The 16,163-nt window shown below is 47.4% G+C and carries 7 protein-coding genes; 2 read left to right on the top strand and 5 right to left on the bottom strand.

The genetic code is table 11. The annotated features are described in order from the left end of the window. The first annotated feature begins 127 nt into the window (after window positions 1-127). Entirely contained in the window at window positions 128-11,887 is an 11,760-nt protein-coding gene (locus tag AC23N5_RS18310; RefSeq protein ID WP_487756694.1) for a hypothetical protein, read from the top strand. Between the two features lie 68 nt (window positions 11,888-11,955). Here the strand turns inward: AC23N5_RS18310 and AC23N5_RS18305 are convergent, their stop codons facing one another. Next, window positions 11,956-12,531: a pentapeptide repeat-containing protein gene (locus tag AC23N5_RS18305; protein ID WP_487756693.1), complete on the bottom strand. Its 576-nt coding sequence runs from the start codon at window positions 12,529-12,531 to the stop codon at window positions 11,956-11,958. Between the two features lie 215 nt (window positions 12,532-12,746). On the opposite strand from AC23N5_RS18305, the gene AC23N5_RS18300 reads away from it, so the two are divergent. After that, a complete protein-coding gene (locus tag AC23N5_RS18300; RefSeq protein WP_310586963.1) occupies window positions 12,747-13,664 on the top strand; it encodes a DMT family transporter in 918 nt (305 codons plus the stop codon). A 3-nt stretch (window positions 13,665-13,667) separates the two neighbouring features. Here the strand turns inward: AC23N5_RS18300 and AC23N5_RS18295 are convergent, their stop codons facing one another. From AC23N5_RS18295 to AC23N5_RS18280, 4 genes are all read right to left on the bottom strand, one after another. Continuing rightward, window positions 13,668-14,426: a hypothetical protein gene (locus AC23N5_RS18295; protein ID WP_487756692.1), complete on the bottom strand. Its 759-nt coding sequence runs from the start codon at window positions 14,424-14,426 to the stop codon at window positions 13,668-13,670. A 126-nt stretch (window positions 14,427-14,552) separates the two neighbouring features. Continuing rightward, window positions 14,553-15,074: a hypothetical protein gene (locus tag AC23N5_RS18290; protein WP_487756691.1), complete on the bottom strand. Its 522-nt coding sequence runs from the start codon at window positions 15,072-15,074 to the stop codon at window positions 14,553-14,555. Between the two features lie 12 nt (window positions 15,075-15,086). Continuing rightward, window positions 15,087-15,713, bottom strand: coding sequence for a trimeric intracellular cation channel family protein (locus tag AC23N5_RS18285; protein ID WP_487756690.1), 627 nt, complete (start codon window positions 15,711-15,713; stop codon window positions 15,087-15,089). 128 nt (window positions 15,714-15,841) lie between these two features. Next, entirely contained in the window at window positions 15,842-16,123 is a 282-nt protein-coding gene (locus AC23N5_RS18280; RefSeq protein WP_487756689.1) for an antibiotic biosynthesis monooxygenase, read from the bottom strand. Window positions 16,124-16,163 lie beyond the last annotated feature (40 nt).

Genomic DNA, 16,163 nt, shown 5'->3' with positions numbered 1-16,163 from the left:
ATTTTGTTTGAAAAAGCCGTTTCGGCGCGCCGTTATTAGTATAGTTTGTTACTGGAATTTTGGCACGCTTGTTGATGACACGCTAGGCACAGTTCGAAAAGTTGTAATCGAAAGCCAAAGCCGTCGAATGAAACATTATTTCTATAAAGCCATTGCGTTGATAGTTTGTTTGTTAGCTCTTTCAGTTAAAGAGTCTTATGCACAACTTGTCAATAGCTTCACGAGCGAAAGCCCCGCCATTACTTGCCAACCCAACGGCGCCGAAACCGTCGTCACCATTACCAATGGCAGTACAGCCCTGACCAACGCGACCATTACGATTCAGTTGGGTGTGGGCATTCAAATGATTCCAACTTCCACGCAGTCCTTGCAAGGCCCAGCGGTGGTCGGAACGGCAGTGAACTTAAATGCACCTAACTTTACGGTAGCTTCTTGGCCTGCCAATACGACTTTGAAGTTTTCGTTTCGGAAAAAGGCCGTATGTGCTGCGCGTGCCCAAAAAATCAGCGGCGGTGGTTTCCAAGATGTGATTTCTATTAAAAATAGCAGCGGAACAACCCTCTCCATTTTAGGGACAAAAACGGTTAATTATGACGTGATTTATGCGTCGTTGAGCATCACATCGGCCAATACTTCACCCGTCTCGATTAATCCTGGACAAACCGCTACCCGTAGCATGACCATCAGCAACGGGTCATTTGGGCAGTTAGAGGAGTTTCTTTTTGCCGACATCACCAGCGCTGGCAAGTTTACCTACAGCGATTTTCGCATCAACCCCGCCAATACCAACATCAGTATTCCCGTGTCGGCCATCAGCACGACGGGCGATTCGGTAAAAGTAGCTTTCAACAAGGCGTTGATTAAATTTATTGGCGACGGGGATGAAGCGTTTGAATTGAATGAAAATTTTGTTTTACAATATAAAATCACCGTAAACCCTTGCTGTCCAGCCAGTACTGTGACGTCGAAACTCATTGCGCAATGGGGCTGCGACGGGCAAATTTGCCAAACAGCCACTGACAATACCCCCTCAATTTCGGTCACAAGCGTGCAGCCAACGTTGACATTTTCAACCCGAACGACCACGCCGCGCTGTTTTGATACCCCCGCCAAACAAACCATTGTGGTGGCTAATACAACGGCCTATGCGGCCACCAACGTAAAAGTGCAGTTTGGAACGGTAAACAGCACTCCTAATTTTGACAATACCCAGCAACTGTATTTAGCAGGGCCATATTCCTACCGAATCAAAAATTTTGGAACACCCCAAACGGCGACGCCTACCCAATTAGCTACGGCAACCAATGCCTGCGCCCCCGCTAATTCCCCGTCACGAATGGAAATCACTATTCCGACAATAGCACCTGGCGATACGGCTTTCATTGATTTTTATACCGTTTCTTGTTGTATTGCTACTTGTAACGCGGCTTACACGCCTCGCCGTTGGGGGTATTCGGGTACTTACAGTGGTGCTTGTGCGACCACAACTTACACGCGCACGATTCAGACGGGACAAAGCGAAAGTTATACTGCCAATACTTTTACGTTAGATTCACCTTTGCAAATCTATGATGGTCAAACGTTTACGATGGAGGTACTTTCAAACAGCAGTAGTATTCCTTCAAACTACAACACCGCGCCTGCCTATTTGGAATACAAATACACGATTCCTGACGGTTTTCTGTTTTCGGGAAATGCCGCTGACTTTTCGTTCATTGATGCAGGAGGGGTGACTCGAACGCCCAACTTTTTCAATTATACCGCGGGAGTGCTTACGGTGCGCTTCAATGCCCCCATTAGTTTTAGCCAAACCCGCGCAAGGGCACTTCTAAAACTCACCGCTAAATGCGGAACGGCGGGAAATAAAACGATTAGTTTTCAATCTCAATTTATAACTGACCCAAGTTGTACAACGGGCTGCGGGGCTTTGCCGCCGCAGTGTTCGAGCATTGTCACCGAATTGCTGTGCCCAGGCGGTAGCTGTACGCATGGAATGAACTGGGCGCTGTACGACATCCGACGCATAACAACGGGTAGCCCCGATAACAATAACGACAGCAGTCCCGATGCCACAGGAAACCTTGATTTGGCAAAATTAGACCGTTTTGTGGTCGGCGACACCCTTCGTGCCATCTATGCAGGAAGGGTAAAAACGTCGGCAACCATCCCTAGTTTTACTTACGGATACGCTACGGCTTCCATCACCAATGCCGACGAAATCGCCGACGCGCGTTATACCGTCCAAATTATTCGAGGAGCTAATTCTTATACTTGTACCAACCTCTCGGCAACGGTAACAGGGACGACGACCAAGGTATTTACGTACGATTTTAGCACAACTACCTTGATTTCAAGGTCGTGTTTACCCGCAGGTTTTACATTTGCCAATGGCGATTCGGTGGTGGTAACGGCTAAATACATTGCCAATAACTTAACTGCCAATTCGTCGGTAGAAGAAGTGTTGGACATTACACCTGAGTTTTATGTAGCCAATGTCGTAACTCCAACGGCTGCTCAAAAGTACCAATGTGGAACGCGCAAAGGGCGGATGCGGCACTTTGATATTTTTAACAGCACTACTACTTCCAATACCAATTTGAACGGTTGTGGCAGTTTTACGTTGGTCAACAACTTCAATTTTAGCGTTGGAACTTCTACCAGCACCACTGCAGGTGCTAACATTTTTACCAACGAATACCGCATTTTCCAAGTACCCGCTACTTCCAAAACGCTGGCTTCGCCTGCTACTTATACCATTAATAAAGTCGATATATCGTTGACTCGCTCGGTAGGGTATAACACCACGACGACCAACATTACCATCCCAAGTTCTTATTATTTTTATTCGGGAGATACCCTGGTTGTCAATCTTCAGCAACTTTTTGTGAACGGGCTTTTGCCTTATCCCGAAGAAGGCTACGCTTTCCGCGAAACCCTCACGCTTACGCCGATTGGGGCGGCAGGTTACGTCAATTCTTCCAGCTCAATTCGGACTTTTACGCAATACCGAAATTTGTCACCACTTTCGTCTTTGACGGGAGCGACTGTCAACAGCACTACCTTGAGTAGCACAGTAAGCTACAATGCGCCTGTCTTAAAATTAAGTACTTCACAACCTACGGTCAATGCAACGTCGAGTTCGGTGTCGTGGGATGTGGTGGTGAGCAATACCTCCACCTTGGCCGATGCGCCGTTTCCGTGGCTGACAGTTAAGAGCAAAAACGGGACGTTTGTTTTGACCCAAGTCCAAGACATTACGGGTACGGCGGTTACTATTTCTCCCAATGCGGGCGGAATTTATCAAGGAAACTCAACCATATCGCGGAACGGAAGCAGAAGATACCGTATCACGGGGACTACCAATTTTTGTGGAAGAGATACCATTCAAGTTTTCACAAGTTGGTCATGCTTAGGGCTTTCCAGTGGCACCACTTTAGGGACTGTTCCTTATGTTTCCGACTCATTATCGCTTTATTACGAGGTAAAACCTTCTCAGATTTCGGCTACCGTTACCAAAGCCACTGGGCCTTTCGACATGTGTCAGCCGTTTGAGGTAGAGGTACGCATTGTGTCGGGGCAGCCTACTTCGGTCAATAGTATTTTAGCTAACTTGGAGTTGCCGACCAACAACGGAAAGATTGGGTTGGATTACATTGCGGGGTCAGGCACGATTGAGTATCCCAAAGGAACAACAAAACGTATTTTCAGTACGGCAGGCGATAACTTGATTATTGCAGCCCAAAATGCCCAAAATTCGACCTTGCCGTTTGATTTGGGCGTCATTGACCCTACCAATTTTGGTACAGGAAAAAGCTTATCAGGGGTTGGGTCAGCTCCCAACAACGAAGCCGTTATTCGCTTTAAACTTCAACCTAATTGTGATTTATTATCTGGACAACCCTTTGGATTGCGGGTGTATGGAAAAGACCCTTGTGCGAATCCAGCATTAGGTAATTCAGAATACGTTCAAGGATTTGCGGTCAATATTCGGGGGGCAAATACCCCTTACAAAACGCAGGTGAGCCTCTCATTACCTTCCATTAATGCCTGTGCCAATGTTAATTATCCGATTGGGGTAAGCGTTTTAAATTTGGGTTTGTCAGCCACCAACGACAGCGGTTTGGTGGAGGTACAACTTCCTGTGGGTTATTTGCCCGTAGCGGGTTCGGTGGTATGTAGTTCAAGTTTTTGTCCGCCCAATTTGAACAGTTACACGGTGGTAAATTTGCCCAACGGTGGTAAATCACTGACGTGGCGGGTGGCGGCTGGAATGCCCATTGGAGGTGCCATGAATTTTACGTTCCAAGTGCAGGTAAACTCTTCAACCTCTTGCAACACCGAGCAAGTGGTTGCCCAAACTTCCTTGCCATTTGACGTATTTTGTGGAACAACGCTTTGCCCCGATTTTAGGGTACTGACGGGGCTGATTTCGGATACTATTTCGGTCAAAAAGGCCAATTTTACGTACGTTTCTCACAGTATTGCCTTTACGTGTAGTAGTGCGACGGGGCAATTTAAGTTTAAAAATACGGGCGCTCCCGTAGCCGCTGGAAATGCCACGACTGTGGAGCTTTACCAAGACAAAGATAAGAGTGGCACTTATACGGCAGGCGACGTTCTGCTGCAAACCTATTCGACAACGCAGGCCATCGCCACCAACGAAACCATGACGTTAAGCGGGGCTATCCCTTATTCAGAACCGATTCCGTGTCCGTTAGTCGTGTTGGTAAAAGGCTGTGCCTGTACGACTTATCAAAAGAATTTGGGGGGTGATTTTAAATATGAAAACGCGGGTGCCGATGCCATTACTTGTAGCAATGCCCCCGCCCAACTAGGTTGTAGCGCAGGTTTGGCGGGTTATACGTACGAATGGACGCCCGTAGGTGCGGCTTTGCTCAGTGAATTGAGCAGTACGACTGTGGCCAACCCAACTGTAACGGTGGTCAACAACGGTACGACGCCAATCGTTCGTAAATATTTACTAAGCACCACCCACGCGAGCGGTTGCGTTACGACCGATGAGGTGCAAATCACCATCAATCCCGCACCTGTTGCCTACGACGCGACGCTCGAAAAATGCGACGACGGAGACGGTCGAGTTGATTTTACTTTGACCAATGCCAACGCCATGGTAACGGGTGGTCAGGCCAATATGCAGGTAACTTATTTTGCGACTCGGGCCAATGCCGTTGCCAACGTAAGTCCTTTGGGAAATACGCGTTCGGCAGTGAATGGAGATTCGGTTTTTGTGCGCGTTTCAAGGCTCAACGAAAACTGTTTCAGCGTTGGAAAAGTGACGTTGGTGGTCAATCCTTTACCTGCTGCTTCGGCAATAGCGACGAATGCTTCTTGTTTTGGAACAGCTACGGGAAGTGTTAATTTGACGCCAACGGGTGGAACGCCCAATTATACCTTCTTGTGGTCAAACGGAGCTACTTCAGAGGATATTAGTAACGTCGCCGCAGGAAATTATTCGGTGACCGTGACGGATGCCAAAGGATGTGCCGCCACGACGTCTGCCACCGTAGGGCAGCCTTCTCAGTTGATAGCTTCAATCGCTCGAACTCCCATTACATGCAATGGTTTAACAAACGGTAGCCTCAATTTGACGGTAACGGGCGGAACACCCAATTATACCTTTGCGTGGTCAAATGGCGCAACGACCGAAGACGTATCGGGTTTATCTACAGGTGTTTACAGCGTCACGGTGCGCGATGCCAACGGATGTACGGTAACCCAAAGCGATACCATTACGCAGCCAACCGTTCTGCAATTGTCAACGACGCAAGTAAACGTAAAATGCAACGGTGCCGCAACGGGACAAATTGATTTGACCGTCACGGGTGGAACGGCTCCTTACACCTACCAATGGAGCAATGGTGCAACAATCCAAGACATAACGAGTTTGTCAGCAGGTACTTATACAGTTACTGTAACCGATAAAAATGGTTGCCAGAAATCGACTCAAGTGAGCATTACTCAGCCTTCTGCTCTGGCAAGTAGCAAGGCAGTGACTAACGTAAAATGTTACAACGAAAACACGGGTGCCATCGACTTGACCGTCACGGGAGGCACAGAACCTTATACCTACGTGTGGGATTCGGGACAAACGTCGCAAGACATCATAAGCCTGAAAGCGGGTACGTACCGAGTGACCATCACAGATGCCAACGGATGCGTAAAACGTGATTCGGCTACCGTGACTCAAGCGCCTTCTTTCTTTATTTTTGGCAGCCAAACCAACGTAAAATGTTTCGGCGAAGCCACAGGAACCATTACCCTTGATGCCGTTGATGGTGCAACGCCTCCTTATACCTATTCGTGGAGTAATGGGGCCACAACGCGTAATTTGACCAACTTGGTAGCGGGAGATTATACCGTAACCGTGACCGACGCCAATGGTTGTACGGTTAAAGGAAGTAATCAAATCAGCCAACCTGCGGAGCTAGTGGTGGGGGTTACGTCCAACGATGTTACCTGTCCGAATGGCTCTTCGGGTACGCTCATTTCGTCGGTATCGGGAGGGGTAAAACCGTATCGATACGAATGGAAAAACGCCAGCAACGCCGTGATTGCGACTACGCCCAACGTCTATGGCTTGCCCGTTGGAAGCTATACCCTTACGGTAATTGATTCAAATAACTGTGTAAAACAAACGGCCTCAACGACCATCAGTCAGCCACCATCTTTATCAGCCCAATACGAAACTACTCCTGTGTCGTGTTCCAATGGGAACAACGGTACCATTACTGTCAATGCCAGTGGCGGAACGGGGACACTTACCTATACGTGGTCAGATGGCGGAATGGGGGCAACCCGTACGGGCTTAGTGGCTGGAAAATATTCCGTAGAGATTTCGGATGCCAATGGCTGTAAAATTACGGTATCGGACATTGAGATTACCCAACCTTCGGTACTTGCTGCGTCAGGAATTAGCATTGCCACCAAATGTTACCAAGGGGCCGACGGACGCATTGACTTGACGGTCACGGGAGGAATGCAACCTTATACTTTTGGCTGGTCAAATGGAAGCAGCATCGAAGACCCGCAAAACTTAGCAGCGGGGACTTATAATGTGACGGTGCAAGATAACAAAGGCTGTACTGTAACGACTTCCGTAACGGTTTCGGAGCCTACGCCTTTAGACGTAACGATTGTTCCCCAAAACGCCACTTGTGCGGGAAGCAGTACGGGACAAGCCAACTTAACCGTAACAGGTGGGACGGGGCCTTATACGTATTTGTGGTCAACCAATGCCACCACCGAAGACGTAACGGGCCTAGCGGCAGGCGTTTATACCGTCAATATAACGGATGCCAATGGTTGTAAAACCAACGGACAAACGACCATTGCGCAACCTGATTCCCTCAAAACGTCGGCCACGACCGAACGCGTAAGTTGTTACAATGGCAATGATGGGAAGGTGGATTTGACCGTTCAAGGTGGAACGTCGCCTTATACGTATCTTTGGTCGTCGGGTGCAACGTCACAAGACTTGACGGGCGTAAAAGCAGGTTCGTATTCGGTGGTAGTGAAAGATGCCAACCAGTGCGAAACTACATTGTCGGTGACGGTAACTCAGCCTGATTCGTTGCACATTTCGTTTACCAAAAACGATTCCCAGTGCCGCAGTAAAAACGACGGAAAAATTTCAGTTTCGGTAACGGGCGGTATAGCACCGTATCAATACGCGTGGTCAAACGGAGCGACAACTGCCCAACTTCAAAACTTGGAGGCAGGTTCTTATACCGTTACTGTCACGGATTCTAATCTTTGCCAAAAACAACTGACGATTACCGTAGCCCAACCTGATTCGTTAAAAATTGAAACGCTGTTGACAGCCGTCAACTGTTACGGAGGTACCGACGGTAAAATCGACGTGAGTGTATTTGGAGGCACGCAACCTTACACCTATGCGTGGTCAAACGGCGCTACTTCTCAGGATATTTTGGCCACCAAAGCAGGAAATTATACCGTGACCGTCACCGACGCCCAAGGCTGTGAAAAAGGAGTCAATGTGACCCTGACGCAGCCCGATTCGTTGCATATTTCGGCAGTGGTGCAGAACGTTCACTGTAAAAATGGCACCGATGGTAAAATCAATTTGACTGTTACAGGAGGTACTACTCCTTATCAATACACTTGGTCGAACGGAAAGACGACCCGAGACATTGAATTGCTGGCCGTAGGCACTTACTCTGTCACGGTGCAAGATGCCAACGGTTGTAGTGCCGTTTTCCAAACTACGTTAACCGAACCTGATTCCTTGATAGTGACTTTCCAAGCCGCCCCAATTTTATGCAAAGGAGCGACCACCGACGTCAACGTAAGTGTGCGCGGTGGAAAAGCACCCTACACCTACCAATGGGCGAACGGAATGACGGTGGAAGACTTATTGGCAGCCAAGGCAGGAACGTATTCGCTGACGGTGACGGACTCGAATCTGTGCGTTAAAACGTTGCAGTTTGTCCTTACGGAACCCGACTCGCTTAAAATATCGGCCACTGCCCAAAGCGTAAGCTGTAAAGGTGGAGCCACAGGAAGTATTGATTTGTTGGTAACGGGTGGCACGATGCCTTACAGTTATGAATGGTCAAATGGTGCGGTGGTTCAAGATCTTGCCAACCTCAGCGCGGGCTCTTACAAAGTAAAAGTGAAAGACGCCAACGGTTGTTCTGATAGCCTGACGGTGGTCGTTTCGGAACCTGACCCGTTGAAAGCGACTTATGCTTCCAACGATGTAAAATGCAAAAACGATAACACAGGTCGCATCGACATTACAGTGACGGGCGGTACTCTTCCTTACAGTTATACTTGGTCAAACGGAGCGGTAAGCCAAGACGTTTCGAGCCTTGCAGGAGGGGTTTACACGGTGGTTGTGACCGATAAAAACGGTTGTAGCACCGACCTGCGCGTAGTGATTGGTGAGCCAGATTCGTTGAAGCTGTCGCTCTCTCCCGAAAACGTGACGTGTAAAGGACTAAGCTCAGGGACGATTTTATCGACAGTTTCGGGCGGGACAAAACCGTATCAGTATTCGTGGTCGAACGGCTCTACTTTGCCAAACGTCTATGGACTGCCCGCAGGAACTTATACCTTGACCGTCGTGGATAGTAACAACTGCGTAGTATCAGCGTCCGCAACCCTGGCCGAACCTGCCGAATTAGCTCCTAACGCTGAAATCAAGCACGTATCGTGTTTTGGTGGAAACGACGGCAGCATTGATTTTAACGTTCAAGGCGGAACGGGCGTTTATACCTATTCGTGGTCAAACGGCGCAACTACCCAAGACATCACGAACCTGAAAGCAGGCGTATATCGCTTGACGGTGAAAGACGAAAACAATTGCTCGATTGACATTAATTTCACCATCACCCAGCCTAATAACCCACTTTCGTTGACCTTAACACCTACTGCACCTACCTGCCACGATGGCGAAAACGGTAAAGTAACGTTGACCATTGCGGGTGGAACAACGCCGTACAAGGTACGCTGGTCAAACGGTGCTGAAATGTGGGACATTGCTGATTTAAAGAGTGGTTGGTACAAAGTAGTGGTTTCGGATGCCAACGGATGTACGACTACCGACAGTGTTCAACTGGCAAATCCTGCTTTGTTGTCGTTGGTGGCCAAGGGCGATACCGTTTGCGAAGGTGATACCGTGAAGCTTTCGGCTACGTATGACCCAATGGCACAAATTAGTTGGACGGGGCCTGTGGGATATGCTTCGGGCAATCCTAACCCGATGATTATCAATTCGCAATTGTACCAAGCGGGAACTTACGTAGCAACCGTGACCAAAGGGGAATGTTTTCGCACTGATACGGTTCAGGTGGTGATTCACCAGCGCCCGTCGGTGATGGTGATTTATGCGGGCTGCATTCCTAATTCGTACGAAATACGGGTGCAAGTTTCTCCTAATGCCCAATTTTCATCCGATGAAGGAACGGTCACGTACGAGGGCGACAACAAGTACTACATTCGTAATATTCCCAACAACAAGATAGCCACGTTTACGGCCACCAATCAGGCAGGATGTTCGATGTCTCAAAAAGTGGATCGTACCATTTGCGACGCCAACCAGCCAAGTCCATGTACCAACAATCCTGCGGGACCTAACGCGGTTATTTGCGAGCCAACCGAAACACACCAATTGCCCAAACCCACCAATAGCCGTTATTGGATTGCGTCGGCATCGAATCCAAGTTCGGCCTTCGCAGATACCACGGGCTTAGTGACGGGCATGACGGCCAATGGCCAATACCGCTTTATTTTGGTTTCTCCGTTGGATAACTGTACCGATACGGTAAGCATCACCCGCAACGCTTTACCGACGTACCAGTTGGTAGCTTCCTCGCCCCAATGTGCGGGCGACAGCGTGGCGGCCAAAGGATTTATTCAGTTGAAAAATTTCGCAGCTACTTCGCAGTACGGGTTGACGGTTGGCAATGTATATGATGTCAACCAAACGCCTGCGCCAATCCCTGCCGATGGTTTGGTGTTGAAAAATGCAGGCAGTGCCACGGCTGATATAACTTATACGTTGAGGGTTTATTCAGAAACGGGCTGTTTTGTGGAAGAAAAGATAGTGTTGAAAAAAGCGCCAGAACCGTTGGTGTTGGTATTGACTCCGCAGGTGGTAAATTGTACAACACCTCAATCGGGAGCCATCAACTTAGAAGTGTCGGGTGGAACGTCGCCGTATAGTTATGTATGGTCAAATGGCGGGATTACGCAAGATTTGGTTTCTATTGCTAAAGGGAAATACAGCGTAACAGTGACTGATGCCAACGGCTGTGTAAGGAAAGATAGTGTTGAAGTAACAGGCCCAACGTTACCGACGGTGGTTGCTCAAGGAGATACCGTTTGTGTGGGTGAAACTATTCAATTGTTGGCCACGGTGAGCGATGGTGCAGTTATCAGCTGGACTGGCCCTGCCAATTTTACTGCATCTATAGCAAACCCCGTGCGTCTCAATGCGCAGCTAACGCAGGCAGGGAAGTACATCGTAAAAGTGACGGATGGCTATTGCGAACAAAGCGATACGGTGGAGGTGGTGGTAAATGAATTGCCATCGTTGACGGTAGAATCGGCGCAATGTTCGTTGACGAGTTATTCGGTGCGGGTAAAAGTAACGGCGCAAAGCACGTTGCAGTCAAGTTTGGGAACGGTTACTTCGGAAGGGAACAACACGTTTTTGATTTCCAACATACCGATTGCGCAAACGGCGAGTTTGACGGTGAAATCGGCAAGCGGTTGTACGTTTGTCAAGCAAGTGGATCGTACTTTGTGCGACGCTAATCCACCGCAGCAATGCGTTGATAACCCAGCAGGCCCCAACGTGAGGATGTGCGAACCTACTTTTACGTATAGTTTACCCAAAGCCAGCAACGGCCGCGTATGGAGTGTCGTGGGTGGAAATCCGTCGTTTACAACGATTGACAGCACGGGTTTGGTGAAAGGGTTGAATAAAACGGGTACGTACCGATTTGTCTTAATGTCAACGCTTGAAAATTGCGTGGATACGGTAAGCATTACGCGGTTGGCTGCGCCGACATTTGGCGTCTTGTTGTCTCCTCCGACCTGTGCGGGCGATAGCGCGAAAAAGGACGGCTATTTGCAAATTACAGGCTTTGACCCAACGGCTACGTTCGGACTTACAGTAGGAGCCACTTACGATGAAACGGTGGTTCAGCAGCCGATTCCTGTCAATGGAAGGTTGTTGGAAGCGATTACTAATCCAACGGCGGCGGTTACTTACGTGATTCGAGTAATGACGGTCAACGGTTGTTTTGCCGAAAAGAAAGTAGTTTTGCAGCCAGTAAACTGTGAATGTCCTGAAATACCTTGTGTACCGTTACAGATGCAACGGAAGCGGAAGAAATAAAATTAACCTCCCGAAAGTTCTAAAATTAACCTCCCGAAAGTTTTAGAACTTTCGGGAGGTTGGTTGATTTACTTCTCAATTACAATATCATACTTCTCCAACAACCCCGCCACACCCAACAGCGAGAATTTCGCTTTTTTGATTTTGTTGGTTTCGGGATTTATCACGTAGTTGTACGACGACCTAAAATCGGCCTTTTCAAGCAAAGTACGGTCAAAACTGGCAAGTTCAAGGTTGCAATTGTTGAAAACCGCCTGAGTCAAATCACATTCTACAAAATCAACCCCTTGGAGTTGGGTATCTTTAAAGTGCGTTTTTTTGATTTTTGTCCGAAAAAACGAGGAGTGGTTAAGTTGGCAGCCTTCAAAAGAGAAAGAAAGGCCAAAACCATTGCAGTTGTCGAATCGTAGTCCCAAAAGCTTACAATCTTTAAAAATCACCCCATTCAAGGTCGTATTTTTTAGATTTGCCATGCTCAAGTTGCAGCCTTTAAATTCGCAGTCGATGAATTTTATGCTTGATAAATCGCCGTCCGCAAAAAGGCAATTTTGAAACACACAGCTTTCGTATTCGCCTTTGGGAAGAGGTGTTTCGGCGAAGTTTTGTTTATCAAACAATTGGTCTTGTATGTAGCTTTCTTGCATAGTGGCAGACTTTCCAAGTTTTGTCCCAAAAATAGACTAAAATCGTATGCCAAAACAATATTCTTATCTGTGAAAAATATTGGGGTCAATCTGTGGGCAAAAGAAGTTGAAACTCAAATGGGAACTTTACTGCTTTTATCCAACTTAATTTAACATACGGTTCAACGTGTCAAAGCAGTGATGCAAAGAACCATCAAGAAACGTCCTTGTCAAACGTGAAAAATAATTTCTCTCCTTCTTCCTCAGGCTTACTTAGTATGTTGTTTGCGGCATTTTGCTTCTCGGTTTCGGGAGCTTGTACGCGGGTGTTAGGCAAGCACATTAGCTCCGTCGAACTGGTTTTTTTTCGGAACATCATTGGCGTTCTTTTTGTGCTGTTTAGCGTTTTGCAACGGCCGTTGGTACAGACGGGAGGAAGGCTGGGATTGCTTGTTTTTCGAGGGATTATCGGAACCTTGGCGCTGTATTTGTTCTTCTTTGCCGTGACCAAGATTGGCTTGGCCGAAGCCATTACCTACCAGCAATCGTACCCCGTTTTTTTGGCACTAATTGGCGTTTTGTTCTTAAAAGAAAAACTATCAACACCCGTTTGGTGGGCTATTTTTATTGGATTTTCGGGCATTTGTTTTATTTTTTTGCCGCAGTTTCACACCGATTTTTTGAGCCTAAAACACCACGCCCTCGGTCTTACCAATGCCATCATGACGGCCTTGGCATACATGAGTATTGCGCAGTTGGCAGGGTATTACGACTCCCGCAGCATTGTACTGTCGTTTATGCTTTCAGGGATTTTGATGCCAATGCTTTCACTCGGATTGGGTGAAATGGTAGATGCCCCCGAATGGTCGTTTCTCATCGCAAAATACGTGCAACCTGCGGGTACCGATTGGCTGTGGATTGCGTTGTTAGCAATTTCTGCTTTGTTGGGACAAATCTTTTTAACCAAAGCTTTTACGTATGGTAAATCGGCGGAAGTGGCAGCTATTGGTTATTCCAACATCGTTTTCTCGGTCATCTTCGGCATTTTTCTTGGCGATGCACTACCTGCCACGTTGAGCTGGTTTGGGATTGTGTTAATTATCGTTTCGGGAATATTGATTGCCTTTCAGAAAGGGAAAAAAGTGGCTCACTAGAATTTACCTCAGCAACGGTTTGGCTTGTAACGCCTGTACCAGTGAAGCCACCGCAAGTAGCCCATACAACGCCGCGACAACGACAGTGGCTTTGGTGTCTTTGAGTAAATAAAAGGAAAGAATGGGCACCACTTGCAAGGCGTGCATCCCGATAAAATGAGCAACCCGAAGGTCGCCGACGGTTTTGCTCCACCCCAACACAAACAAATTGGAATTGTCGTTGTAGGCACCTACGCTGTGGTTGAGGCGCGAACCCATCGCAAAGCCCTCAAATGCAAAAATCACAAACAAAAGAATACCCAACCGAATGGCCCACAGATAGTGGAGTGGGAGGGTAGGGAACTCCTGCTGCAAGAATAACCAGCCGATGTAAGCCGTGTAAACGGTGGTGGCGCTGGCGGCGATGGCCATCAATCCGTACAATAATGAATAGATTGGGCTGCTGACGTTGTAGTGCGACAACTGACCTTTGCTTGCCTGAAAGGCAATGTAGAAGAGTTCAAAACCAAGCAATAAAACGGTAGTCCAGTTGAAAAGCGATAAGTTAAATTTGGGTAAATAGTAGCAATACCAAGCCATCGTCCATGCGTAAGCTCCAATGGATAAAGCGAATTTCAAAGGTTTGTTCCACGCGTTTACCTTAAAAACTTGAACTGCAGTCACTTGGCTAAGGACCAAAAAGGCCAACGTCAGTAGGTTGCAGATTAAGCCAAAGTAAAAGAGCGTTTCGTTGCGCGATTTGAGTTCAGTAAGGAAGTTCATGGGAGTGAAAATGACGTTTTCAATGCCAAAAATACCGCATTTGCCAACGTTAGGCACGTCAATAGGGGTTCAACCAGCAGATGCTGTCGGGGAAGTGTATTTTTAGGCCGTTGAAACGTGGGTAGTTTATTTCTTCTCAATATCTCCGTGACCTTTGGCGTAAATGGCCTTATTTTTATCATAAAAGGCGTAGTAAAGGCGATAGGTTTTTCCTGCTATTATTTGGGGGTCAGTAAAATCAAAAGCGGCTGCGAAATTGGGACTTTCAAGCCGAAAAGTTCCTTTACGAAGCACATTTACTTGTTTATCCACCAGAATACACTTCATAATAGTAGGTTTACTGGAAGAAACGATAAAAATAAATTGAGAAGTGGCAGGATTGGGGTAGGCGGAAATTAAATTGATGGTGCCTACTTCGTTATTGACGGCATAGTTTAGGGTGTCTGAAAAGTTAAACTGCGACGAAACTAGGGTTGGCCAACTGCTTTCGGTAGTCCAGTCATCATTATCAGCCGTTCCAATCGGGCTGCCAAACTGATTTCTTTGGGTAATCCCCGAGATGGTGATGGTTTCAGGCGCGTCTGATTGGGATTGGCAAGACCATTCTAAAAAACTGAGGCAAAAAATGGGTAATCGAGCAATTTTCATAACAGTGTAATTCTATTCTTTTTTAATAGAAACGACGGGCAGATGAATTCGGTATTTTTGAGCAATGATTCGGACAAAAATTACTACAATCGCGGCGATGAGTTGGGTAAAACTGGTAGAAAAACCCACTTGAAGCCCCGCATAATAGACCAATCCACCCGCAACGCAGGCCAAAGCGTAAATGTCTTTGCGCAGCAAAAGGGGCACTTCGTTGAGCAATACATCGCGAATGACGCCGCCAATCGACCCCGTGACGGTGCCCATGACGATGCACACCCAAAATGGCAAGTCCATGGCAAAACTTTTACTAATCCCCACCGTAGTAAACAGCCCCAAGCCAATGGCGTCGAATAAAAACAACGCCCGCTGCCACTTGAAAATGTGGTCTTTGAACAAAAGTGCTGCCACCAACGCGACGCCCGTCATAACAAAATAGTGGCTCTCTTGCATCCAAAATGGTCGAATACCCAGCAACACATCCCTGACTGTACCACCCCCAATGGCCGTAACCAGCCCAATGAGATACGCTCCAAACCAATCCACTTTTTTGTTGGAAGCAAGTTCGATGCCACTGAGGGCAAAAACAAACGTGCCAATAAGGTCGATGGAGGTGAGGAGAAGCGTGTTGGGGGGAAGCATTTTTTTAGTGTCGAGTGTCGAGTGCAGAATGTCGAATTTTGTGCTGAGGGTTGTTGAATTGTGCCGAGGGTTGCTCACAACCTGATTTGAGTTGTGTTGAGGGTTGCTCACAACCCGATTCTAGCGCACTAAAGTATCCCTTTCTCTAACTCCTTCAAATAAATAAAATCGGGGGATTTTACGCCTGCTTCTTTTCGGATTTGTACCAATTTAGGAGACTCAAAAAAGGCTTTGGCGTTTTCTAGGCTATTCCAAACGGAGAAGTGGACGATTTTGTTGGCGTCGTTTTCGTACTTTAAGACTTGGTACGATTGCTCGCCCGCTTCTTTTCGGATGCCTGCGGCTTGGTCAAAGATGACTTTCCAAGCATCATAGTCGGCTACTTCGTGAATGATTAGGACGTATTCCATGAGTGAAGATTAAAGGTTGTGGTATGCAGATGGTCAAATA

Source organism: Runella sp. R5_40, from assembly GCF_057652295.1.
This window is presented reverse-complemented; position numbering and strand designations above follow the sequence as displayed.